Origin of the sequence: uncultured Aliiroseovarius sp., from assembly GCF_947492455.1 — a bacterium.
Classification (GTDB): Bacteria; Pseudomonadota; Alphaproteobacteria; order Rhodobacterales; family Rhodobacteraceae; genus Aliiroseovarius.
Window position 1 is genome coordinate 100,917 of the sequence record NZ_CANLNB010000001.1, and the last position, 24,306, is coordinate 125,222.

At 58.7% G+C, this 24,306-nt stretch carries 23 protein-coding genes and 1 tRNA gene; 13 read left to right on the forward strand and 11 right to left on the reverse strand.

Going from position 1 to position 24,306, the window contains the following annotated elements:
* The first annotated feature begins 56 nt into the window (after positions 1 to 56).
* Both Q0677_RS00555 and Q0677_RS00560 read left to right on the forward strand, forming a co-directional pair.
* Positions 57 to 2,006, forward strand: coding sequence for a hypothetical protein (locus Q0677_RS00555; RefSeq protein ID WP_298904840.1), 1,950 nt, complete (start codon positions 57 to 59; stop codon positions 2,004 to 2,006).
* A 105-nt stretch (positions 2,007 to 2,111) separates the two neighbouring features.
* A complete protein-coding gene (locus Q0677_RS00560; RefSeq protein ID WP_298904842.1) occupies positions 2,112 to 2,933 on the forward strand; it encodes a DUF2793 domain-containing protein in 822 nt (273 codons plus the stop codon).
* 121 nt (positions 2,934 to 3,054) lie between these two features.
* Here the strand turns inward: Q0677_RS00560 and Q0677_RS00565 are convergent, their stop codons facing one another.
* A complete protein-coding gene (locus Q0677_RS00565) occupies positions 3,055 to 4,383 on the reverse strand; it encodes a UDP-glucose/GDP-mannose dehydrogenase family protein (RefSeq protein WP_298904845.1) in 1,329 nt (442 codons plus the stop codon).
* Positions 4,384 to 4,555: 172 nt separating this feature from the next.
* Between Q0677_RS00565 and Q0677_RS00570 the strand changes: the two genes are divergently transcribed.
* The 5 genes from Q0677_RS00570 to Q0677_RS00590 all read left to right on the forward strand — a co-directional run bounded on the left by Q0677_RS00570 (position 4,556) and on the right by Q0677_RS00590 (position 6,997).
* Positions 4,556 to 5,191, forward strand: a complete 636-nt coding sequence (locus Q0677_RS00570; RefSeq protein WP_298904847.1) for a CAP domain-containing protein — start codon at positions 4,556 to 4,558, stop codon at positions 5,189 to 5,191.
* A gap of 156 nt (positions 5,192 to 5,347) precedes the next feature.
* Entirely contained in the window at positions 5,348 to 5,575 is a 228-nt protein-coding gene (locus Q0677_RS00575; RefSeq protein ID WP_298904849.1) for a hypothetical protein, read from the forward strand.
* Positions 5,576 to 5,828: 253 nt separating this feature from the next.
* A complete protein-coding gene (locus Q0677_RS00580; protein ID WP_298904851.1) occupies positions 5,829 to 6,038 on the forward strand; it encodes a hypothetical protein in 210 nt (69 codons plus the stop codon).
* Between the two features lie 253 nt (positions 6,039 to 6,291).
* Positions 6,292 to 6,504 carry a hypothetical protein gene (locus tag Q0677_RS00585; RefSeq protein ID WP_298904853.1) on the forward strand — a complete coding sequence of 71 codons (213 nt, stop codon included), beginning with the start codon at positions 6,292 to 6,294 and terminating at the stop codon, positions 6,502 to 6,504.
* 274 nt (positions 6,505 to 6,778) lie between these two features.
* Complete coding sequence (locus Q0677_RS00590; protein WP_298904856.1) at positions 6,779 to 6,997, forward strand: hypothetical protein; 219 nt, start codon at positions 6,779 to 6,781, stop codon at positions 6,995 to 6,997.
* Between the two features lie 83 nt (positions 6,998 to 7,080).
* Here Q0677_RS00590 and Q0677_RS00595 read toward each other — a convergent pair whose 3' ends face one another.
* Both Q0677_RS00595 and Q0677_RS00600 read right to left on the reverse strand, forming a co-directional pair.
* Positions 7,081 to 7,812, reverse strand: a complete 732-nt coding sequence (locus tag Q0677_RS00595; protein WP_298904859.1) for a YjbF family lipoprotein — start codon at positions 7,810 to 7,812, stop codon at positions 7,081 to 7,083.
* A gap of 2 nt (positions 7,813 to 7,814) precedes the next feature.
* On the reverse strand, positions 7,815 to 9,926 hold the full coding sequence (locus Q0677_RS00600; RefSeq protein WP_298904862.1) for a YjbH domain-containing protein: 2,112 nt from the start codon (positions 9,924 to 9,926) through the stop codon (positions 7,815 to 7,817).
* A 212-nt stretch (positions 9,927 to 10,138) separates the two neighbouring features.
* On the opposite strand from Q0677_RS00600, the gene Q0677_RS00605 reads away from it, so the two are divergent.
* The 4 genes from Q0677_RS00605 to Q0677_RS00620 all read left to right on the forward strand — a co-directional run bounded on the left by Q0677_RS00605 (position 10,139) and on the right by Q0677_RS00620 (position 14,154).
* A complete protein-coding gene (locus Q0677_RS00605) occupies positions 10,139 to 11,296 on the forward strand; it encodes an acyl-CoA dehydrogenase family protein (protein ID WP_298904865.1) in 1,158 nt (385 codons plus the stop codon).
* Between the two features lie 142 nt (positions 11,297 to 11,438).
* Complete coding sequence (locus tag Q0677_RS00610; RefSeq protein WP_298904868.1) at positions 11,439 to 12,536, forward strand: CaiB/BaiF CoA-transferase family protein; 1,098 nt, start codon at positions 11,439 to 11,441, stop codon at positions 12,534 to 12,536.
* A gap of 103 nt (positions 12,537 to 12,639) precedes the next feature.
* A tRNA-Arg gene (locus Q0677_RS00615) sits at positions 12,640 to 12,716 on the forward strand.
* A gap of 157 nt (positions 12,717 to 12,873) precedes the next feature.
* Positions 12,874 to 14,154, forward strand: coding sequence for a DUF4147 domain-containing protein (locus tag Q0677_RS00620; protein WP_298904870.1), 1,281 nt, complete (start codon positions 12,874 to 12,876; stop codon positions 14,152 to 14,154).
* 3 nt (positions 14,155 to 14,157) lie between these two features.
* Here Q0677_RS00620 and Q0677_RS00625 read toward each other — a convergent pair whose 3' ends face one another.
* The 3 genes from Q0677_RS00625 to Q0677_RS00635 all read right to left on the reverse strand — a co-directional run bounded on the left by Q0677_RS00625 (position 14,158) and on the right by Q0677_RS00635 (position 17,191).
* A complete protein-coding gene (locus tag Q0677_RS00625) occupies positions 14,158 to 14,985 on the reverse strand; it encodes an alpha/beta hydrolase (RefSeq protein WP_298904872.1) in 828 nt (275 codons plus the stop codon).
* A 5-nt stretch (positions 14,986 to 14,990) separates the two neighbouring features.
* A complete protein-coding gene (locus Q0677_RS00630; protein ID WP_298904875.1) occupies positions 14,991 to 16,616 on the reverse strand; it encodes an alpha/beta fold hydrolase in 1,626 nt (541 codons plus the stop codon).
* A gap of 83 nt (positions 16,617 to 16,699) precedes the next feature.
* On the reverse strand, positions 16,700 to 17,191 hold the full coding sequence (locus Q0677_RS00635) for a helix-turn-helix domain-containing protein (RefSeq protein ID WP_298904878.1): 492 nt from the start codon (positions 17,189 to 17,191) through the stop codon (positions 16,700 to 16,702).
* Positions 17,192 to 17,311: 120 nt separating this feature from the next.
* On the opposite strand from Q0677_RS00635, the gene Q0677_RS00640 reads away from it, so the two are divergent.
* Entirely contained in the window at positions 17,312 to 17,911 is a 600-nt protein-coding gene (locus tag Q0677_RS00640) for a YceI family protein (RefSeq protein ID WP_298904880.1), read from the forward strand.
* Between the two features lie 3 nt (positions 17,912 to 17,914).
* Positions 17,915 to 18,487, forward strand: coding sequence for a cytochrome b (locus Q0677_RS00645; RefSeq protein WP_298904883.1), 573 nt, complete (start codon positions 17,915 to 17,917; stop codon positions 18,485 to 18,487).
* 63 nt (positions 18,488 to 18,550) lie between these two features.
* Here Q0677_RS00645 and Q0677_RS00650 read toward each other — a convergent pair whose 3' ends face one another.
* The 5 genes from Q0677_RS00650 to Q0677_RS00670 form a co-directional block, all read right to left on the reverse strand.
* A complete protein-coding gene (locus Q0677_RS00650; protein ID WP_298904885.1) occupies positions 18,551 to 19,828 on the reverse strand; it encodes an ABC transporter permease in 1,278 nt (425 codons plus the stop codon).
* Complete coding sequence (locus Q0677_RS00655) at positions 19,825 to 20,745, reverse strand: ABC transporter permease (RefSeq protein WP_298904888.1); 921 nt, start codon at positions 20,743 to 20,745, stop codon at positions 19,825 to 19,827. Before Q0677_RS00655 ends, Q0677_RS00650 begins: the two co-directional genes overlap by 4 nt.
* Before the next feature lie 12 nt (positions 20,746 to 20,757).
* Complete coding sequence (locus Q0677_RS00660) at positions 20,758 to 21,870, reverse strand: ABC transporter ATP-binding protein (RefSeq protein ID WP_298904891.1); 1,113 nt, start codon at positions 21,868 to 21,870, stop codon at positions 20,758 to 20,760.
* A gap of 127 nt (positions 21,871 to 21,997) precedes the next feature.
* The gene (locus tag Q0677_RS00665; RefSeq protein WP_298904894.1) at positions 21,998 to 23,131 is read right to left on the reverse strand and encodes an extracellular solute-binding protein; all 1,134 of its coding nucleotides are present in this window, start codon (positions 23,129 to 23,131) and stop codon (positions 21,998 to 22,000) included.
* 332 nt (positions 23,132 to 23,463) lie between these two features.
* On the reverse strand, positions 23,464 to 24,303 hold the full coding sequence (locus tag Q0677_RS00670) for an EamA family transporter (RefSeq protein WP_298904899.1): 840 nt from the start codon (positions 24,301 to 24,303) through the stop codon (positions 23,464 to 23,466).
* Between the last annotated feature and the right edge of the window lie 3 nt (positions 24,304 to 24,306).

Sequence of the window (24,306 nt, forward strand, 5' to 3'; positions counted from 1 at the left end):
CACACTTGAAGAGCGCATTCAGCGCGTGGGTGAAAACAAGGGTGGTTGGGGTGACCATGTTTCGTTTCGCTGGCACCAGCTCGGGTGCCGGTCGACTATATGAATCGGGCATTACGGATCTAAAGATCGTCTGGCAGGATGGTCAGGCACATCTTGTATCTATCAGCGCCTCGGCCAGCGGATCGATGATTCAGACCATCGGCGCGGGCGGCACGCTGACGCTGTCCGATCAGGTCTGGACCGGCGGGGGGGCGGTGTCCTCCTCTGTCCCTGTCTTGGAACCCATAACACACCAAGGCGCAACTGCCCTTTTGACCTTTGGCCAAAGCGACTGGGGGATTGCGGGGCTGGCTCTCGCCCCCGGCGCAACGCTATCGGACCCGGTTACGTATCAGTGGGGCCCAAGTGGGGTGGGGCTGCTTACGGCCCTGCACGCGACAGTCATCGACGGCGAGACACATATCTACGCGGCCAGCATCACCGGTGAAGGTTTTTACCACTACACAATTGATGCCGCGAACACCTTTATTCTGCAGGGTAATTATAGCCAGCCTGCAAGTCTGTCAGAACCGGATGTAGTCGATATCGAGTCCATTGACTTTGGAACGCATCAGGTTCTGATCATGGCCTCATCCTTGGGCGATGGCATCGCCAGCTATATGCTGAATGCAGAGGGCACCCCGTCCCTTGTGTCCGAGCATTCGGCCGCCACATCCCTGCCGGTCGGCACGCCAACAAAGCTGGCCAGCGGGAAGGTTGGCAATCAGACCTTCGTCATCATGGCGAGCGCGGGCAGCTCTTCCCTGACCGTCTTTGCGGTCGATGCAACAGGAACGCTTACCCCGACGGATCACATCCTTGATAACAAATTTACGCGCTTCTCGAATGCATCCGAACTGACCACGGTCGAACATCTGGGCCGCCTGTATGTTATCGCGGGCGGATCGGACGATGGGCTATCCCTGTTCACGGTGCTCCCTGACGGCACGCTGGTCCATTTGGACACCGTTTGGGACACCAACATGACCGCCCTTCAGAACGTCGCCGCCCTTGAGGCCACCGTCATGAATGGACAGATCGTAGTCTTTGCGACCAGCGAGACCGAACTGGGGATTACCCAATACACGATCGACCCAGATCCTGCGGGCGTAACGCTGATCGGCGGCGGCGCAGGGGATACATTAACCGGAGGTACCGACAGCGATATCATTCATGGCGGCCTTGGCGATGATGTTCTTGTGGGCGCCGAGGGCGCTGACATTCTCAGCGATGGTGCAGGTGCGGACACGCTGACAGGTGGTGCGGGTGCGGATGTATTTGTCCTTTCTGCCGACGATAATCTGGATACGATCACCGATTTCGATCCGGCTGAGGATTCGCTGGATCTCAGCCGCTATCGCATGCTGTATGACGCCAGCCAGCTTGATGTGACCTCGACCAGTTGGGGGGCCATCCTGACGTATCGGAACGAGGTCCTGCATGTCTATCGCGCGGGCGGTGGGTCGCTGGATGCCTCGCATTTCCAGACACCCGACATTTTGACAGTGGACCGTCCGCCGAACGGGTTCGAATTCATCCCGGGAAACTTGGACGGCACTCCGACGGACAGCAGCCCGCCAGAGATCGAAACCATTTGTTTTTCAATGGCAAGCTCTGGCACCCTGAATGGCTCTCACAACAGCGAGATCGAACAGCGCTCCCTTAAAGGCCAAGCTGGTTCTGCTGACAGCATGTCCGCGGATCCCGGTCTGGATAGCGATATTGATCCAGACACATTTGCGTTCCGCCACATCACCGACCACATTCGCGCGCTCACTTTTGCGGATGATGAGTTCCTGTTTCACGATGTTCTTCCAAGCGGCGGATACCCTTCCGCGAAGCAAACACTCAGGTCCACATTCTTGGAAGACCCCCGAGAAATGGATGACGTCGGCGACAGGAACCTACTGGCGTTTCTGGGCATCGACGACCCGCCTTTTTTCGAAGACATGTTGGGTTTCTACTAAGGAAACATCCGCACATTTCCGCGACGCAACGCACGCTTGGGTGCGGCCCCGTTAAGCATTTTCGCCAATCACTTGGTCGGAAACGACCTTTTCGCGGAGAACCTCATGAGCCAGTCCCCCATCCTGTCCCTACCCCTGATCCAGCCGTCTCAGGCGCAAAAGCATGTTACGCATAATGAAGCACTTCGGGTGCTTGACGTGCTGGTCCAACTGACAGTTCAAAGCGCAGATGGCACTGCGCCGCCCGTCTCTGCCGCAGAGGGGGATCGCCATATCGTTGCCAGCGGTGCAACCGGTGGCTGGGCTGGGCAGGATCACAACATTGCCCTGTTGGAAAACGGCACTTGGCAGTTTTTCGTACCGCTGGAAGGTTGGCGCGCTGATGTTCTGGCCACGGCCGAGACCGTGCGGTTCAACGGCAGCGCGTGGGGGGAAGTAACCCCCGACACCAACAATCTGGATCTGGTCGGCGTCAACACCAGCGCCGATACGACCAACCGGCTTGCCGTGTCTTCGGACGCAACGCTTTTGACCCATGCGGGCAGCTCGCATCAGTTGAAGGTCAACAAGGCCAGCGTCGGCGATACCGCCACGCTTCTGTTTCAGGACAACTGGTCCGGTCGTGCGGAAATGGGGCTTGCGGGGAATGACGACTTCTCGATCAAAACCAGCGCTGACGGGTCCAGCTGGAACAGTGCGGTGGTCGCCACCGGTGGCGGAGACGTTGGGATCGGCAAAACCCCAGACGCCAAGCTGGACGTGGACGGCGTGATGAAGTTGACACCGGTGCTGACCGCCGATCTGCCCGCCGCGGCAACCATCGGCGCGGGCGGAATCGCCTTTGTGTCGGATGCGAGCGGAGGCGCTCAGCTGGCCTATAGCGATGGTACGGCGTGGCTGAAAGTGGCAGACGGCACAGCGCTGTAATCGGCACGAAGACTTGGCAGTGGCAAAAGTTTTGCCGCTGCCGGATGCACTACCTATAGACCCAACATCTGCGACGCGCTTTAAAGCAAACGACAGATGAACGGGCACCCGTCCTTGGCAATCACCACACTCCGGAGCCAAACCCGCGACGCCCAACGGCCGAATAGGCTACGAACCCCGCGCGTTCCGCGTCCAATGGCGAATAGATGTTGCGTAAATCGGCCATCGCTGCCGTGTTCATCCCGTCCGCCAGACGTTTCAAGTCCAGCGCACGGAACTCATTCCACTCGGTCAAAAGCACAACCGCATCGGCACCCTCGGCGGCCTTATACGCATCTTCAAACCAATGTGCGCCCGGCAAAAGCGCCTCGCCCTCGGCCCGCCCCTGAGGGTCGACCACGCGGACGGTTGCCCCACCACCGATCAGGGCAGGAACAATGGTCAGGCTGGGCGCATCGCGCATGTCATCCGTGTTCGGCTTGAAGGTAACGCCCAGCACGGCGATGGTCTTGCCCGAGACCGAGCCACCACACATATCGACCACCTTGTCGATCATCCTGCGCTTGGCATTGTCATTTACGTTGATCACAGTTTCTGTGATCTGCATCGCCATGCCGTTTTCTTGCCCGATACGGGCCAGCGCCTTGGTATCTTTCGGAAAACAGCTGCCCCCATAGCCCGGCCCGGCATGCAGGAACTTGTTGCCAATGCGCCCATCCAGCCCGATGCCCCGCGACACCTGCTTAACGTCCGCATCCACGCGTTCACACAGCGCGGCGATCTCGTTCATGAAGGTGATCTTGGTCGCCAAGAACGCGTTGGCGGCGTATTTGATCATCTCGGCGCTTTCCAGATCGGTAGTGACAATCGGGAAGTCGCGCAGGAAAAGCGGACGATAGATCTCGGCCATCACTTGGGCAGCGCGGTCGCTTTCGACACCGACCACCACACGGTCCGGCCGCATGAAGTCATCAATCGCAGCTCCCTCACGCAGGAATTCCGGGTTCGAGGCCACGTCGAAGTCCAAATCCGGATCGGCCTTCGCGATGACCTCGGCGACGCGGCGATTGGTGCCGACGGGGACCGTGGACTTGGTGACGACCACCGCATAGTGGTCCAGCGATTCGGCAATCTCTTCCGCAGCTGCGAAAACATAGGTCAGATCCGCGTGGCCATCACCGCGACGCGTCGGCGTGCCAACGGCAATGAATACAGCATCAGCCCCCGACACGGCGTCTTTCAGGTTCCCCGTGAAGGTCAGGCGCCCAGCCTGAACATTCTTCGCCATCAAGTCTTCCAACCCGGGCTCATAGATCGGAACTTTCCCCGCTTCCAGCATCTGGATCTTGCGCGGATCCTTGTCGACGCAAACGACTTCATGTCCAAAATCAGAAAAACAAACCCCCGATACGAGCCCAACATAGCCCGTTCCAATCATTGCGATTTTCATCGGTCATTACTCTCATGTATTTAATAAAACTGCACAACTTAGGTGCGGGAAACACCGCGCCAAGTCAATGGACGGCGCCACAAAATTGCCAAGAAATGGTCTCGCATTTCTCTACCATTTATTGAACAATAGGCTCTAGGATCCGTTATTACCACTCTGATCGGAGACAGAAATGTTGCGCCCCTTGTTCCTTGCCTTGCTGGCGGTTTGTTTGGCAGTGCTCCTGACACCTGCTGCAGCGCAGGCCAAATGCTCTGTTCCGCGCGTCGCAGGCGAAGAAAAACCCCTATCCTATAAACGGTTAAACCAAGCGCTTTTGGATGCTGCGATCTTGGCGCAAGTGAATTTTTATAGGTGCAAACACGGCCTGCCAAAGCTGACAGCGGCAAGCGGCTTGCGCAAGCAGGCCAGCAAACATTCCAAGTGGATGGCCAAGGCCGACAAGCTTAGCCACCACGCATCCAGTGGGACATCACGTAACCTGAAAGGGCGGCTTAAATCATCTGGCCTGAAGTACAAAACGGGCGCCGAGAACATCGGCGTCATGCGCTTTTTCAACGTCGACAACCGCCAATTTTTGGTTCGGTCTTCGGGGAAATGCGTGTTCACAACGCCCGCCGGCCAGCGCATCGGGCCGCATAGCTATCGCAGCCTGGCACGACTCGCCGTGCGCGAATGGATGGAATCCCCGGGTCACCGCAAGAATATCTTACGCCGAAACCTGCGCTACACCGGTGCGGGTGGCGGGATCCGCCCGAACTCTCAGTACTGTGGAGCGGTTTTCCTGACCCAGATATTTTCAGGCTAGTAGGCGGGTATGGCAACCATGCCACATCGGCCAAACTTCGCTGGTCAAGCAGGGGTAGTCGGCAGTTCATCCTTCCAAAACCACCGCTTCTATGAGAAATATTGCGTGACGGCACGCTAAAGTAGTGAGCCTGTGCACCATTATGGAGTATGTAACATGAAAAAAGTCATGACCCTTGCCGCTGCTGGCATGATCGCTCTGTCCGCCCCCGCTTTTGCTGGCGGCTACAGCGACCCGATCGTTGAAGACGTTGTTGTGGTTGAAGAAGCTGCAAGCTCGATCGGCAACACCGGTCTGGCACTGCTGGGCCTGGCACTGATCGCCGGCATCATCATTGCTTCGGATTCGGACGACGATTCGACTCCGGTTCGTACGCAACCCTAATAGCTTGCTTCCCACGAAGCATTCTAACAAAACGGCAAGCCTTCGGGCTTGCCGTTTTGCTTTTGGGTATGGCCCATCTACCGACGCACCTAGGTTGACAGTGAATTCACATTGAGGACCCAAGGTATAAATTGGCAACACTGCCTAACGCCGCCAGAACTTCATCCTTCCAAAACCACCTATTCTGTGCAAAGTACGAAGGGACGGCGCGCTAAAATAGCGACGCCCGCCCATTTGTTGAGGAGTATGTAACATGAAAAAAGTCATGACCCTTGCCGCTGCTGGCATGATCGCCCTGTCCGCCCCCGCTTTTGCTGGCGGCTACAGCGACCCGATCGTTGAAGACGTTGTTGTCGTTGAAGAAGCTGCAAGCTCGATCGGCAACGCCGGTCTGGCACTGCTGGGCTTGGCCCTGATCGCCGGCATCATCATCGCGTCGGATTCGGACTCGGACGACGATTAATTCGATCGCTTTTAGCTAAGCATTCGGATGGAACGGCAGGTCTTCGGGCCTGCCGTTTTGTGTTTGGGGATGGCCCATCTGTCGACGTGATCAGATCAAAGGTGAATTCGAATGGGAGGCCCAAGGTATAAATTGGCAACACTGCCCAACGCCGCCCGAATAACAGCCTTCCAAAGCCACCTGTTCTGTGCAAAGTACGAGGAGACGGCGCGCTAAAACAGCGACGCCCGCGCATCATTATGGAGTATGTAACATGAAAAAAGTCATGACCCTTGCCGCTGTTGGCATGATCGCCCTGTCCGCCCCCGCTTTTGCTGGCGGCTACAGCGACCCGATCGTTGAAGACGTTGTTGTGGTTGAAGAAGCTGCAAGCTCGATCGGCAACACCGGTCTGGCACTGCTGGGCCTGGCTCTGATCGCCGGCATCATCATTGCGTCGGATTCGGACGAGCAAGCCCCCGAATAAGATTACACGTCTGCTTTTCAAAAAGCATTCGAATGAAACGGCAGACCCTCGGGCCTGCCGTTTTGCGTTTTAGCGGGAAGCCATCAAAAGTCGGGCAGACACGCGCATCTGGGCACCAGCGTTGCGGCAGGCGGCAGACGCGGAACCGAGTGGGGCAAACGGTCGCGACGCAGCCCGCAGTTCATACTTTCTTGACCGCCTTTAGTATGCAAAAAACCGGTGGGGTGGCGCACTGACATAATCCTGCCCGCCCATTCATTATGGAGCACAAAATATGAAAAAAGTAATGACCCTTGCCGCTGCTGGCATGATCGCCCTGTCCGCCCCCGCTTTTGCTGGTGGTTTCAGCGACCCGATCGTTGAAGACGTTGTTGTGGTTGAAGAAGCTGCAAGCTCGATCGGCAACACCGGTCTGGCACTGCTGGGCCTGGCACTGATCGCCGGCATCATCATTGCGTCGGATTCGGACGACGACGACCGCATTAAAAGATAAGTCGTGCGCCTTCCCATAAGCACACGAACGAAACGGTAAGCCTTCAGGCTTGCCGTTTTGCATTTCAGAGACGTGGATAAAGGTTACAAGCGCAGGTTTTGGATGGCCAAGCTGCCGATACGCTGCCCGACCCATTGGCTCGATTTCAGCACGCGGCCAGCATCATCAACCCAATAGACATTGCTGAACGCGATCTGATCCCAGCGGCAGGTTTCCTTCAGAATGACGGCATCCTCGTCAATCTCGCCCAAGGTGACTTTTTCGGTTTCCCCGCGACGCAGCGTACAGTTCAGCCGCAGCTCTGTCGTCTGCCCCAAATCCCCTAGATAATAGTGAAACCGCGTGTATTCGGCATCACTGCGCGAGGTGATCGCAGCCACGGCGTCATCAATGCGTGACGACATCAGGTCATCACCCAGACCGCGCGTATTGGTCATGACACCACGGTTATAGGTGATCCCCTGCCCCGGTGCGCTTCCCCAAGTGACGTGATCGCCATTGGTGCCCACAGGGTTCATCGCCAGCACTGCCTTGGTGTCCAGACGAACCACGATGGCAATCGGGCCATCTGTGGCAGCCAAGGCCTTTGCGATCAGCGCACCGGGATCCGCAGCAGCGGCCGGAGCAGCGCCCGCGTTGGACTTACCTCCACCAATCTTCGAGGTCAGTTTGCTGGTTGTCTGTTTCAGAACATCCAGCGCAACATTGGACATTTCGGTTTCTTGCGTATTAGACCCGCAGGCCACCAGACCAGCAACCGCGCACAGCGCAAAACCTGCCGCACGCAGCGGCTTTGTCAGATGAAATCCCAGCACGGTTACCTCCAGAATCGGCCCCAGCGGCCAGAATAGGCATCACCGTGACCCTGATCGACCCAATCAAACAAGCGACCTTCGACGCTCAGACGTGCGCCATCATCGCGGCTAAGCGATCGTAGCTCGGCAACGGATGCGCTTTTCGTCGGGCTTCCAAGCGCCCATTCCAGCGGAATCGAGATGCGGATCCCTTTGTCAAATGAGCCGCTTGCCGATGCATTGGTCTTGGTGAAATACCCACCAATCTTCCAGCCATTGTCAAAGTTTCGATCCACCGAGACCGTCGCGCCAAAGTCCCCGGCCAGATAACGCCCTACATCCACGCGGGTCGAGAAACCGTTGCCGAAATCGTAATAGGCCGAGACGTGGCCAGTCACGACATCATAATCCTGAAAGCCGAAAAGCTGGTCATAGTCGCGCTGCTTGACCCATGCGATCTCGGCCCCGAGGGCAAGCCGGCTGTCCACAGGTTTCCAAAGAAGTTCCGCCGACACACCGCCAAACATCTGTTCCAGATAACCAACGGTGACGCGGCTATACAGGTTTTTGCCGGGTCGCTCGTACCAGGATGCAGTCAGGTGCGCGATCGCGGGATCGCCTTGTTGCGCATAGAGCGCGCTATCGGTGCGCACATGGGGCAGAGTCGAGGTGTTCGGACCTGAATCATCGCCGAGATTCCCCCAGATGCTTTTCTGAAGCGCACCCGACAGGACGAAATTCGGAGTGACCTCGTAGCTCGCGCTCAGACGCACCCCAGAATCCCCTTGGATCGGCTTGGTCGGATCAAAGAAACTGAGCTTCAGATACGGCGCCAATGCCCAGGTGAAACGCGTGTCATGGTTCGCCAGCTCAGAATTCTGCACGGCAACGGGAGAGGCTTCGTCAATGGTGACGCGAGCGTACATGTCGTTGGCGGGCGCGTGCTCTAGTCGCTCGACATCGCTGCGGCGCATAGACACCGTCGACAACGGGATGCCATTCGCGACTACGGTCACCTCAAATGTCTCGACCGAGGGCGGTGTGGCGTGGGTCAAAATGCGTACGGTGCGACCTACGGCCTGCGCCAGCGCGTTATACCGATTGTTCTCAATCTTCACTTCAGCCCGCGTGGCCGTCAGCGCCAAGGCTTTCAGTTGAATGCCTTCTTTACCAAGCGCGTCCGAGGCAACCCTCTTGATGCCAGCATGATCTTCCGGGTTGCTCACCCACTCCGTGCTCCACGCAGCCGAGTCAGCACGAGATGGGCGCGGTTTCACCGGCAGCGGGGCCTTTTCGCTGCCCGAATAGACCGGGGGCTTGCGGGGGTTCATGGTGAACGTCAGACCCGCACCGAACATGCTCCCTGCGACATAGGCAGCGTTCAGATGCGCAGATGGCGAAATCTGATAGTCGATGCCAAAGTTGAAAGGAGAGTTATACTCGACCAATCCGCGCTGGGTTTCCTCAACAAACGCGTCTGACGAATATTCCGCCTTAAATGTTAGCTTGTCATTAACCTTGTAGCTCAACCCACCAAATGGGGCGAAATCCCCACGAAACCATTGGTTCGCGTTAAGAGAGCTACCTTGGTTCGGATCCCACGGCGCACGAGCTCCACCGGTCGCGCCGATTGGGTTGTGTGACCCCAAACGCCCCCAGCCCAAGCCGCCGTGTACGCGCAGCCGGTCACCGAAGCTTTTCGTCGCAACAATGTATTCGCCAGAATTGGCACCCTTACTGACAAAATCCCGCAAACCAACCGAGACAGCCGGCAGGTAATCCGATTCATTCAGGATGCGATATTGCAGGTCGAAACTGCCGTCATTGAAGCTTTGACCTGTCTGGGGGCCGCTGGTCCAAAAGTTGTCAATGCTCGAGTAACGGAAGGTGCCCGACAAACGCGGGGAGATTTGAAAAGTCAGTACGCCATTGGTATTTGGACCAAAATGCGAATACGTAATCGCCAGCTCACTGTCTTCCGCGACCTCGGCCGTGGGCATCAGGATCAGACCCGGCGTCCCGAACATCGTATAGCTTGAGGTTTCGGTCCCGACTTGCGCCTGGGCAGGCGTTGCCGCCGTGGCCAGCACGCCAAGCGCTGCGTATTTGATGAAATCCACCCGTGCAGTAGTCACCGCGGTCTCCGTCTAATATCTTTTCAATCTCATTACGTGATCCATACGCTCAACGCACGCAAAACATACCCCTTGGGGCGGTTTGCAGTGGATTGTCGCGCAATTGCACAAGTTCCCTTGCGTCCGCTTAGCGCGTGTAACGTCACGTTACCAGTCCGATTGCCAAATGCGCGGCCTATAGTTTGAAAAACAACGTCAAATCGGAGGCCACCATGAGCCTGTTTTCGCCCTCGGCCAGCTGGATCAGCGACGAACATCGCATGTTCGCAGACATGACCAACCGCTTCTTCGCGGACGAACTTTCCCCCAATATCGAACGCTGGGTCGATCAAGGTATCGTCGACCGCGAATTTTGGCACACCGCCGGTCAGGCGGGGATCATGGGTGGCGCGATTCCCGAGGAACATGGCGGCGCGGGCGGCGACATGGGGTTCGAAAGCGTCGTGATCTATGAACAGACCCGCACAGGCGATTGCGGCTGGGGCTATGGCATTCAGTCGATCGTCACCCACTACATCACCGCCTATGGCACCGAGGAGCAGAAGGCGCGCTGGCTGCCGGGTCTTGCCTCGGGCGAGATCGTGGGCGCGATTGCGATGACCGAACCGGGCACCGGATCGGACCTTCAGGCCGTGAAAACGCGGGCCGAGAAGGACGGCAACCAGTACAAGATCAACGGATCGAAGATTTTCATCACCAACGGTCAGGCCGCCGATCTGGTCATCACCGTCTGCAAGACGGATCCAAGCGCGGGCGGAAAAGGTGTGTCCCTGATCGTGGTCGAACCCGACCAGTGCGAGGGCTTCCAGCGTGGTAAGAACCTGAAAAAGCTGGGCATGAAAGCCAATGACACGTCCGAGCTGTTCTATGAAGACGTGAAGGTGCCGCTGACCAATCTGCTGGGCGCGGAAGAGGGTCAGGGCTTTTATCAACTGATGAAGCAGCTGCCGTGGGAACGTCTGCTGATCGCCATTCAGGCGCTTGGCGCCATTGACTTCGCGATCGAGCAGACCGTGGCCTACACACAGGAACGCAAAGCCTTTGGACAGCGCGTGATGGACTTCCAGAATACCCGCTTCAAGCTGGCCGAGTGCAAAACCAAGGCCGAGGTTCTGCGCAGTTTCGTCAACGATTGCATCGCTCAGCTGATCGCGGGGACGCTGGACGCGCCCACCGCCTCGATGGCGAAATATTGGGGCACCGAGGTCCAGAACGAGATTATGCACGAGTGTCTGCAGTTGTTCGGCGGCTATGGCTATATGATGGAGTACCCCATTGCGCGGCTCTATGCGGATGCGCGGGTGCAGATGATCTATGGCGGCACGAACGAGATCATGAAGGAATTGATCGCACGGTCGATTGACGTGTAAGCACAGGGCGCCCGCTGCGTTGCGTCGGGCGCGCTTTCGATGGCTCACGGTGTGAGCCTGATGGGGCTCTGCCCCTCGCCCGTTCCGGGCTCACCCCGGGATATTTGTGGCAAGGAAATGCAGTCATGCGAAGGAGCAGGGCATGAGCACAGGGAAACCTCTTTCAGGGTTGAAGGTTATTGAAATTCAAGGGCTTGGCCCCACCCCCTTTGCGGCCATGTGGCTGGCGGATATGGGGGCGGATGTGGTGCGCATTCAGCGTCCGAACTTGAAGGCGCTGATCCCGCAAAAGGTAGATGTGCTGAACCGCGGGCGCGGCTTTGTCGAGCTGGATCTGAAGTCCGATGCCGACCGCGCCACCGCGCATGACTTGATCAATCGCACGGACATGCTGATCGAAGGCATGCGCCCCGGCGTGATGGAGCGGTTGGGACTGGGCCCGGGTGATTTTCCGGACAACCCCGCGCTGGTTTATGGCCGTATGACGGGTTGGGGCCAAAGCGGTCCGTTGGCCCATGCGGCGGGGCATGACATCAACTATATCGCCATCTCGGGCGCGCTGCATGCGATTGGCGGGGCACATCCCGTACCACCCTTGAACCTGTTGGGCGACTTTGGTGGCGGCGGCATGTATCTGGTGGCTGGCATGTTGGCCGCGCTGCATGCGGCAAAGACCACCGGGCGTGGGCAGGTGGTGGATGCGGCCATCACCGATGGAACTGCGCATCTGATGGCGATGATCTATTCGCTTTACGGGTCGGGCATCTGGGCTGATCAGCGCGAGGCCAACCTGCTAGACGGCGGCGCGCCGTTCTATGCGGTCTATGAATGCGCCTGTGGTGGACACATGACGGTGGGCGCGTTGGAAGCCAAGTTCTATGCCGAGTTTCTGGAGCGGATCGGGCTTGCGGATGCAGGCCTTCCGGACCAGCACGATGTAGAAGGATGGCCAAAACTTCGGGCAGCCTTCGCCCAGCGTTTCAAGGAAAAGACACGCGACGCATGGGCCGGTTTGCTGGAAGGCACAGATGCCTGCTGCGCCCCTGTCCTGTCGTTGGCCGAGGCCCCCACCCACCCGCATAACGCGGCCCGCAGCAGCTTTGCCACGATCGACGGTGTGGCCCAGCCAAGCCCTGCTCCGCAGATGTCCGGCAGCACCCTGCACGCTAGAGCCGGAGAGGAACAGCGCCCGCAAGATATCGCCTCGGTGCTGTCCCGCTGGGCAGGGTCAGCAAAATAAGGGGCAGTACGAGGGTTGAATGCGCTTCTGCGAAAAAGTCGAAAAAACTTCGACTTTCGCCCTTGCAAACCCCCGGCGGTCCAGTTACATCCCCGCCTACCGCGCTCTGGTAGCTCAGCTGGATAGAGTACTTGACTACGAATCAAGGGGTCGGGGGTTCGAATCCTCCCCAGAGCGCCATTTTCCCTTCCAGCGAAAAAATAGATGCAGGTATTGCCTGCGTGTCTGTTTTGTTGACACCCTTTGACCGACACCTAAGCCGCGCTATAGCTGACGCTATGAACGAGCATTCACCTTGGCGCAGCGCATCTTTGATTTCCCTCGGCGCGAGCGCCCCATGATCAGTCCGCGCATCGATACACTCCGTCAGACGGCACGTCGGATCTTCGCGAAAGCGGTCGAGGCCGCCGACCCTGCGCTGGCCGTCCGCAAGGCGATTGGCCAGTCACCGTTTCCGACACCCGGCCCCAGCGGGAAAAGCTATATCGTCAGCATCGGCAAAGCCGCCCCCGCCATGATGCGCGAGGCATTGCAGCACATTGACGGTCCGCGCCAGGCCTTGATCGTCACCCATCCCGAGAACCAGGAAACGGTCGAGGGTGCAACCCTTCTGCACGGCGCACATCCGGTGCCAGACCAGCACAGTCTGGCCGCAGGGCAGGCGGTGAAAGAGCTGCTGTCGCAAGCCGGGGCCGAGGACCGAGTGATCGCCCTGATCTCGGGCGGGGGGTCGGCGCTGATGGCGCTGCCTGCGGATGGGATCTCGATCGAGGTCAAAGGGAAGGTCAGCGCGCTTTTGCTGGGCGCGGGCATCGACATCACCCAGATGAACCTTGTGCGCCAACAGCTGAGCCAGTTGAAAGGCGGCGGCATGTTGCGGGTTGCAAACCCCACGCCGGTGACCGCCTATATCCTGTCCGACGTGATCGGAGACGATCTGTGCGCGATTGCCAGCGGACCCACTGTGGCGCCCATCGGCACGCGGAAAGACGCCCGTGCAATCTGCGAGGACGCAGGCGTTTGGTCAGATCTTCCCACGTCGGTCCAAGCGCATCTGGCGCAGCCTGACATGGCTGACGACCTGCCGCAAACCGCCCAGAACCATCTGATCGGATCGAACGGCCACAGCCTGCGCGCAGCCGAGGTCGAGGCTCAGGGCATCGGCGCGGTTCAGATCGTTTCGGATATGCTGACCGGGGATGTGAAAGACGCGGCATCCACCCTTCTGGACGCAGCCGAGGCTGCGCCTGCTGGCACCTTATCTGTCCTTCTGGCGGGGGGCGAAACCACAGTGCACCTGACCGGCACCGGGCGGGGCGGTCGCAATCAAGAACTCGCGCTTCATGTGGCGACCGGCGCCGCCGCGCGCGGATTGCAGGGCGATTGGGTGTTCCTGAGCGGCGGCACGGACGGGCGCGATGGGCCGACCGATGCGGCGGGTGGCATCGTGGATGTGGACAGCTTGAACCGCATGCGCGCCGCAGGGGTAGACCCCGCCGCGCTTCTACACAACAACGACAGCTACGCCGCGCTTGCGGCCTCGGACGATCTGTTGATGACCGGCGCGACGGGCACCAATGTGGCCGACATTCAGTGCTTTCTGATTGCCAAACCCTAAAGGTCAGTCCTTCCCCAAGAAAGTCGTGATCTCGGCCCCGACTTCCTCGCGCTGGGTGTACATCAGCAGGTGACCTGCGGGATACACGTGCAGACTGGCGTTCGGCAGCATGTTCGACAGCAGGATCTGATTGGTGATCGGGATCAGCCCATCATACTTGCCGGCGATCACCAGCGTCGGCTGGGTCAGCGTGCGCAGCCAAGGCAGGCTGGTCCAGCCACACATCGCCCGCACCTGCGAGAAATACCCCTCGGGGCTGGGACGGATCGCGTGTTTCGAGTACTCGCGGAATTCGGCAGGCGCAAAGATCGCCTCGCCGCCATACATCAACGGACCGATGAAATTGCCATAGGCCTTGCTGGTGAAACGCAGCGGGAACATGATTTCGGACAGCGCGATGGGGGTGCCCCACCAGCTGCCGATGCCGCCCGCGGAACAGATCGCCAGTACCAGCTTCGCCACACGGTCCGGGACCATATGGGCGATCTGCTGCGCCAATGCGCCACCCCACGAGATGCCGAGGATATCGAAGTTCTCGATCCCGATCTGATCCAGCACCCGCAGCGTGAAATCCGCATAGTCCGGAATGGTCGAGACCCCCTCGATCATATGCGAGCGTCCCGTGCCGGGCATGTCGATCGCGATCAGGCAGCGATCGTTGATCTCATCCAACAACGGCAGAAGAACCTCGATGGACTGAGCAAGGCCGTTGCACACCAGCAGCGGCGGCAGGTCCGAATTCACGACGCGATGGAGGTAACGGATTTTCGCGCCGTCCACCTCGATCATGTGGAACTCGGACTGGTCGATGGTGTCGATCACCTCTTGCACGCCCATCAATCCTTGCCCTCAAGCACATAGGTGCCGGGGGCGTCGGCCAGACGTTTGTACTTGCGGTTGCCCAGCGTCTTGGCGGGCGCGCCGCGTTCAGCGGGGTTGTTCTTGTCCAGCCACTCCAGCCAATGGGGCCACCAGCTGCCGTCGGTCAGCGCGGCACTTTCCTGCCAACCTTCGGCACCAGAGCCATCCGAGCCATCTGCCCAGAATTTGCGGCGGGTCTTGGCCGGGTGGTTGATTACCGTGCCCGAGACATGGCCGCCCGTGGTCAGCACGAACTCGGTCGGGCCGGATACCAATTCGGTCGCCGTGTACGAGGATTTCCACGGGACGATGTGGTCGCCGTCGGCCGCCAGGAAATAGCACGGCACATCAATGTTGCGCGTGTCCACGGGCGTTCCACAAAGGGTCAGCGCGCCCGGCTCTTTCAGCTTGTTGGCCATGTACATCTCTTCCACGAAGAAGCTGTACCACTTGGCCGGAAGGTTCTGCGTGTCCGAGTTCCAATACAGCACGTCGAACGGTGCAGGCGACTTGCCCATCAGATAGTTCGACACCACGAAGCCCCAGATGCTTTCGTTCACGTGCAGCATCGCCATGGCGTTTGCAATGTCGCGGCCGGGGGCCACCCCTTCGGATTGCAGGCGCTGGTTATAGACCTCGACCTGCGGTTCATCGATGAACACTTTCAACTGCCCCGGATCGGCGAAGTCGATCATCGAGGACAGGAAGGTTGCGGTGCCAAGTTTGGCTTTCAGATCGTCCGGCATGACGGCCAAAGCCGCGACCAGCATGGTGCCGCCATTGCACCAGCCCATGATGTCCACAGCGTCCGATTTCGACACCTCGGACGTCACGCGCAGCGCTTCGAAAATCCCGTCCGAGACATACTCGTCCCAGCCCAGATCGCCCAGTTCGGCGCTGGGGTTGCGCCATGCCATCATGTAAACGCTCTGCCCCTGTTCCAGCAGATAGCGCACCATGGATTTCTTTTCGTTCAGATCAAAGATGTAGAACTTGTTCACGCAGGGCGGCACGATCAGGATCGGCGCCTTTCGGGTCTTTGCGGCCATCGGCTTGTACTGGATCAGCTCGATCAGCTCGTTGCGATAGATCACCGACCCGGGCGTGGTGCCAAGGTTCTTGCCCACGTCGAACGCATCTTCGTCAGTGGTGCTGATATAGCCCTTTTCCAGATCTTCCATCACGTTCTGGAAGCCGTCGATCAGGCTTTGCCCACCAGTTTCCTGCGCCAGTTTCTGCGCTTCGGGGTTGGTGGCCAGGAAGTTCGAGGGCGACATGTTGTCGGCGGCAACGCGGGCGTAGAAGCTTAGCTTGTCCTGTTCCTGCTCGGACAGCCCGGCCTTGTCGGCCATGTCTACCATCGCCTTCGCGGTCAGTTCATAGGAATGGCGCAGCAGCGGGAAGACGCCTTCGTTCCACGCGTCACCTTTGAAACGGTGATCCTTCGACGGCTCGATCCCGTCGCCCGCTTTCAGCGCGGTGGTCATCCACAGCTTGGCCATGTCTTTCTGATAGGACATCCACGTTTCCGCCCAAGCGCCAAAGGGATTGTCCCCGGACTTGTTCATCTCTTCCAGCAGTTTGAAGAATTCTTTGTTCATGCCGCGCGCCTTCTGATTCCGGTTTCTCGCGCCGCAGTATTCCAACGAAATGCTTCACGAGTTTTTCAACAGGGTCCTTTAGATCAGTTTTTGGCCGAATCTCGTGCAGAATTCAGCTTTCCCTGAAGCTTTTCATCCTTATCGGGAACCAGAGATGCCAACCCTTCAATCAGCCCCGAAAGATGTGCTGAGGGGACTTTGTCTTCAATTTCGGACAGCATCAGACCGCCATAGACTTTCCACATCTCCGCCCGCAGCGCTTTGCCCTCTTCGGTGATCCGCAGCTCACGCCCGCGCCGGTCGGTTGCTGCGGGGCATTGTGTCACCAGCCCGTCATCCACCATGCGCTTGATGGTGCGCGACAGGTTGGGTTGGTCGAATAGGGATTGGCGCTCCAGCTCGTTCTGGCGCATCCCCTCTTCCGCGCGCTCCAGCGCCCACAAGATGTCATACCACGCGGCCGAAGGTAGATGCGCGCGCTTCAGTTCCGCCTCGAAGGTTTGCGTGACCCGTTTATGGGCAATGTTCAGAAGCACCCAGATCGCGGTGGTCTGGCTATTCGGTTTTCTATCCATCTCACATTCCCGTTACCGGCAGATTTGCCGTCTTCCCCTACGCGCTCACATTAGATACATGCACATGCATCTAATATTTCATCCCACGTTGTCCTGCAACATGACAAAGGAGCCGACACAATGAAACCTCTTCTGACCGCCGCCGCCCTGGGACTGGGCCTTGCTGCCGCCGGAACCGCCACCGCCGAGATCTATAAGTTCGACCCCGGCCATACCGAAATCCGCTTCTATTATAACCACGCCGGCCTGTCGGAACAGTCGGGCCAGTGGAAAGTGATCGGCGGCGAAGTTGACTTCGACCCCGCGAATGTCGCCGCCACCAAAGTCACCGTGACCATTGACCCGGCCAGCGTCGACACCGGTGTCGGCCCGCTGGACGACCACCTGAAAAGCGCCGACTTCTTTGATGTCGAGAACTTCCCCGAGATCACCTTCACCTCGACCGGGGTCGAGCAGACCTCGGACAACACCATCACGCTGGTGGGGGATCTGACCATCAAGGACAACACCAAGCCGGTCACCATGAACTTCACCCTGAACCACAACGGCCCGCACCCGCTGGGCGATTTCTTTGACTACTACAAAGGCGAATGGATCGGCGTTCAAGGCACCGGCGACATGCTGCGGTCGGACTTTGGCGTGGGCATGTTCGCGCCCGTGACCTCGGACGAAGTGCGTCTGGAAATCTCGGCCGAGCTGCGCGCAGGCGGCTGGGAATAAGCCATGCGGCTTACCAACACGACACAAAGCTGGGGGGCGCTTGCGCGCCTCCTGCATTGGGCGATTGCTGTGATCATCCTGTATCAATTGGGGATGGGCGTCTGGATGACGAAATTCGTCACGGACGCCTTGGCCCAGTTCCCGCTGATCCAGACCCATAAAAGCTGGGGTTTCGTGGTATTCGCCTTGGCGGTCATCCGCGTGATCTGGCGGCTGCTTAATCGCAACGCGCCCACTTTGCCCGACCACATGCCGCCGCTGGAAAAGCTGGCGGCAAAGCTGGGGCATCTGGGGCTTTACGCGCTGATGTTCATCATGCCGCTGTCGGGGTGGCTGATGGCCTCGGCCTCGCCCTTGCAAGACCGGTTCGGCGTGAAGAACAAGGTGTTTGACTGGTTCGAGATGTACGACCCCTTCGTCCCCGGAAGCCAAGCCCTGACAGACTTTTTCGCGCAGGTGCATTTCCTGTCCGCGATTGCCCTTGGCCTGCTTTTGCTGGGCCATGCGGGGGCGGCGATTTGGCACCACGTCCATCACAAGGACGACGTGCTGAAACGCATGACGTGGGGCAAATGATCCCGGAAACATAAAAAGGCCCGGCGAGTTGCCGGGCCTTTCCGTTTTCAAGCAGCGGAACGATCAGTTGTTGTCGTTCCCCAGCGCGTTGGGATCGAACACGTTTCCGAAGCCGGAGTTGTTCGACGATCCCGCGGCACCTTCATCTGACGCACCATCATCCGCACCCTCGTTCTGCAGCGTGTTCGGCGCGAACACTCCACCGAAGCCCGAGTTATTGGACGGTTTCGGCGCCGTCTGGGTTGCTCCACCCTCCGCGCCTTCGGCGGCAGCTTTCTCGGCTGCTTCCTTGGCACGGCGGTCGCGCAGTTCCTGAATGCGCTTCTCGGTTTCAAGGCGCTTCTGTTCCTGCACATCGGCGATGCACTGATCCGGGCTGTAGGTCATGGCCGAGGCCGTCACCGTTGCCACACCGATCACCAGCACGATCAACGCAATCGCGGCCGGGTTGCGGCTGATCAGACCGGGCACTTCGATCTTGCCCGCCAGTTCACCCACGGTGGCATCCTTGCGCGCCTCGGCGACCATCTTCTTACGCTTGATGTTCGCTTCGTTGACCAAGGCAAAGAACACCGTCAGGGCCACGATCATGAAGGCCAGGGCCGAGATCGCAGGCGTGATCCCGTAACGCACTTTCTGGGCCAGTTCGATCGTCAGGGTCGGATATTCCCCAAAGGTGAATGTGGTGGTGTTGTAGTTCTCGAACGACGCGAGGAACGCCAGCACAGCCGCCGACAGGATCGCGGGCATCATGAAGGGCATCAGCACCTTGCGGAAGGCCTGCGCGTGGGTTGCACCCAAGTCCAACGCCGCCTCGGTCAGCGCGATGTCATAGCGCTGAAGACGGGCCACCAGCACCAGCATGCAGTAGCTGGCGATGAAGGTAGACTGGCCGATGATGGTCAGGAACAGACCGTTCGACAGGAAGCTATCCGCACCAAGACCCAGCATACGGTTGATGCGATCCCAGAACACAAGGGTCGAGATACCCAGAACCACGCCCGGAATAAGAATCGGGGCAATGATGATCGTGTAATAGGTCGCCCGCAATTTGGGCCAGATCTGCGTGAGCATCAGAGCCCCCGCCAGACCCATCGACACCGACAGGATCACCGTGCCGAACCCGACAAGGATCGAGTTCCAGATCCCGTTCAGGATCCGCTCGTCCCGGAAAAGCTCGCCAAACCAGTTGAAGGTCAGACACTCCCACGGCGTCATGCGCGGGAAACTGGGCGAATTGAACGCCGTCGCCGACATGATGATCAGCGGACCAAGCAGGTAGGCAAAGAAGATACCCAGATAGACCCAGATGGAGACGCGAATGATTTTATCAGTCGTCATTTGCCAATATCCCCCATGTTCACTTTGAACACACGCATCAGGGCCAGCACCAGCAGGATACAGGTGACAAGCAGAACGATCGCGTAGGCAGCACCTTGCGGCCAGTCAGAGTTGTCGTTGAACTGCTGATAGATCAGCTGCGTGAACCACAGGCTGGACGGTCCCCCAAGGATTTGGGGCGCGGCCAAAGCACCTGCAGACAGCATGAACACCATCGTACAGCCCGAGCTGATGCCCGGCTTGGCATAGGGAATGACCACCCGCTTGTGGATCCGCCACCACGGCGCACCAAGGTCACGCGCGGCCTCGATCTGGTTGTGATCAAGGCTTTCGATCACGTTGTAGATCGGGAAGATCATCAGAAGGATGTAGGCGTACCCAAGACCCGCATAGAGCGCGATGTCGTTGCGGATGAAGTCAAAGGGCGTATCGAATATCCCACTGCCGACAAGCAGCGTGTTCAACACCCCGCTTTCACCAAAGATGATGCGCAACGCAAAGGCGCGCAGGATCTCGTTGATCCAGTAGGGGATGATCAGCATCAGCGCGAAAACGCGGATGTGGTTACCCTTATTCTGACCCAGATAATAGGCAATCGGATAGCACAGGATCAGGTTGAAGATGGTCACACAGACCGCCGCCACCAGCGTGCGGAAGAACACTTTCAGGTCCACCGCGTTGTAATCCTGCGACCCGCCTTCGGGGCCATAGATCAGGTATTTATAGTTCTCGAGCGTATAGACATCCTTCGGCCCACCAATCTCGGGCGGGGGAAGGTTTGGACGGAACGAGAAGTCGAGCATCGACAGCTGCGGAAGAATGATCAGGCCGACGGTCCAGAAAAGGACCAGACCCAGCATCAGGGATCCCATCAGCGTGCCGTTCCGGTTGAAGAATTCCTTCAGGAAACCTGGCATCGCACCCCCTCCTTATTCCGCGGCCAATTCGCCGGCGGGAACCGCAACGGCGTTGTGCACGTCATATTCCAGCGTCATGTCCTGACCCGAATGGTCATCGAATGACTGGCCGTGGTTGGGGATCGCAACCTTCAGCTCTTTCCCGCCATCGCCTTCCATGAAGATGTTGAAGGAATTGCCTTCAAATTCTTCGTGGTTGACCTTGGCAGTGACAAAGTGATCGCCCTGCGTGCCGGTCGGGGCCAGCGAAAGGGCTTCTGGACGGATGAACATCATCGCATCGTCGCCCACGTTCATCTTGCCCTGATTGGCGGTCGAGATCCGCGACAGCAGATCCCCCGAACGGTTGGTGCGGATCAGAGCCTGGTCGCCACGCACTTCCAACACCTTGCCGCGGAAGACGTTGTTTTCGCCCACGAAGCTGGCCGCAAAGGCCGTCGCCGGATCGTTGTAGATGGTCTTACCATCCGCGATTTGGTCGATCACACCGGCACGCATCACGGCGATGTCGTCCGACATGGTCAGCGCCTCACCCTGGTCGTGGGTGATGTAGATGAATGTAATGCCAACGCGCTTCTGAATTTCGCGAAGCTCGGTCCGCATGTGTTGGCGCAGCTTCAGGTCAAGCGCGGACAAAGGTTCGTCCAGCAACAGAACGTCCGGTTCTGCACAGAGCGCTCGGGCAATGGCCACACGCTGACGCTGACCACCTGACAATTCGCTGGGCAGTTTGTCGCCCTGACCGGGCAGCGCGATCATGTCCAGCAGTTCGTCCGCACGCTTGCGGCGATCGCGTGCGGATGCGCCTGCGATCTCCATCGAGAAGGTGATGTTTTCCCAGACTTTCATAAGGGGGAACAACGCAAGGTTCTGGAAGATCAGCGCGGTCGGGCGCTTGTTCGGTCCAATGCCCTTCATGTTGTTTCCACCAATCAACACATTACCTTCGCTGGGCTCAAGAAAGCCCGAAACGGCGCGCAGGATCGTGGTCTTGCCACAGCCCGACGGCCCAAGGAACGAGAAGAAGTCGCCCCCTTTGATGTGCACATTCGCGTCGCGCACCGCGACGAAATCTCCAAAGCGGATCCAGAGGTTTTCAAGATCGACGCCTACTCCGGCACTCATATGGTTTCTCCCCATAAACGGGCCGCTCACGCGCTGATCTCAGGCGTGCGACCGTGTTTCCAGACGTTTCAGTCAGTTTGGTGTGGCGCCCCCATCCGGTGACGGGGACGCGCAGTTTTCAAGTCGCTTAGGCGCTCTTGAACTTGTTGACGAACTCGGTCCGCACATCTGCATACCAAGGCGCTTCAGCAGGCCACGGGTTCAGGTTGGCCAGACTGTCACCCGGATAGGCTTCCGAGAAGTTCTTCTTATAGGTGTCACCCGAATAGGTGTCGGCACCCAGCACCGGCGAGTTATAGCCGTGGCTGTCAATCGCGACACCAGCCGGTTCCTGACGATAGGCATATTCGATGAAGGCATAGACTTGCTCTTCATTCGTTGCGCCGACCGGCATCGACATACCGTCGACCCATGCCATCGCGCCCTCGACCGGAGCCTGATAGTGCACCGGCTCGCCTGCCGATTTCAGGGCCAGCGGCGGACCATCCCAAGTCTGACCGACCACAACGCCTTCATTCAGAAGACCGTTCTTCTGGGTGTCAGCGTCGTTCCAGATCAGCTTGATGCGCGACTTGCGTGCGACACACCAGTCGGTGATCTGGCCCCATACCTTACGCATGGTCTCTTCGTCGTTATAGGCAGCCCAGACCGAGCCCGGCTCCATCTCGCCAGCACGTTCCATGTACAGACCGGCACCCAGCATCATCGAGTGGGCACGGCCCATGGTCTTGCCAGCGTTTTCTTCCGACCAGACGTCGCCATAGCTGGGTGCATCCCCTGCCGGCAGCCACTTATCGGTACGATAGGCAATGCCTTCGGTACCCCAGATGTGCGGCAGCCAGTGCGCACCGCCACCGGCAAAGTTCCATGCATCGGTGCCGATCTTGGCCATCGCCGGGTTCACCGCATCGATGTTCACTTTCGACAGGTCGAACGGCTTCAGAAGCTCAAGCGGCTCCCACTGCAGCGACCGGTTGTTGGTCGGCGACACGATGTCGAAGCCCTGACCCTTGGTCGCCTTCATCTTGTTGATGATTTCTTCGTTCGACCCAATGCCGGTGTAGTTCACCTTAATGCCGGTCTCAGCCTCGAAGCCCGCGATGAACTCGGGCGGCAGATAGTCCGACCACATCAGGATGTTGATTTCACCCGAGGACGCCAGCGCGTTCTTCACGTAAAGCGGCGTCGCCAGTGCGGCGGCACCCATCGTGGTCGCGCCTTTCAGCACGGAACGACGGCTGAACTTGTTCTCTGTTGTCATTGTATTCTCCCGTTGGTTTTTTAGTTTTTGTCTTGCGATAGTTTTTTTCATTATCCAGCGCACCAATAGCGCCAGGTTATATCGCTTGTTCGGTCCAGTTTTGTAACACCACATTGGCTTCTGGACACAGATCGAGCACAAATCCTCAAAAATTGGGCCTTAGGCGTGGATTTCTCCTTTTTCTTTCAAGCCTCTATGCATCAAGGCGCAATCTGGATACATCAGCACCCGGGTTCTCGATTTCATTGGACCGACTCCTCGGCCACCTGAGGAAGTGAACGACCTGAAAGGGTCTTGTGTCAACTACTTAGGCCCGTTGCCTCGAATCTCGCTCATATCGACAGACCAATCAGGGCAACGCCACCTGCCATCAGAACCGCTGCCAGCAGGCGGCGCTGCCAGTTGCCTTCTCCCAAAAAAACAAAGCCAATCAGTGCCGCAAAAATGACCGAGGTTTCACGTAAGGCCGAGACTGCGCCCAGCGGAGCGAAGTTCTTAGCGTACAGGACCAACCCATAGGCGGTCATCGACACCATGCCGCCCAGAATACCGATCATCCATGTGCGGCGCGGCAAGGCGCGCATGGCATTCCCACGGCGCGCGGCCACGAAACCCGTGATGAAGATATGCAGCACCGAATGCCACGCCCAGTAAGACAATGTGTTGCCAGACAGGCGTACGCCGACCCCATCCACCAGCGAATAGCCCGAGATGCAGACCCCAGTGCCAAGGGCAAAGAAAAGCGCAGCCCGACCAACCCCGTGCCGAAGTGCTGCCCAGCTGGACACCTGAATGGCCACCGCAATCAGCGCGATGCCAAACCAGGCCTGTGCAGGAAGGATTTCGCCTACGAACAGCATGGCCCAAAGCGAGACCAGCGCGGGGACAATGCCACGCGCAATGGGGTAAACGACGCTGAGGTCACCGTGCTTATAGGCCTGACCCAGCATGTAGAAATAGCCAAAGTGGATCACTGTGGAGGCAATCAAGTAGGGCCAGCTTTCCGCCGCAGGCAAGGGCAGCAACGCCACCATCACCAAGCCGGGAATCACATGACCCAGCGCCACCAATCCCAGTGTGGCCGTCCGATCCCCCGCCGTTTTCACGATGGTGTTCCATGTGGCGTGCAGCATTGCCGCCGACAGGATGATCAGGACGATGCCCGTGGTCATTGG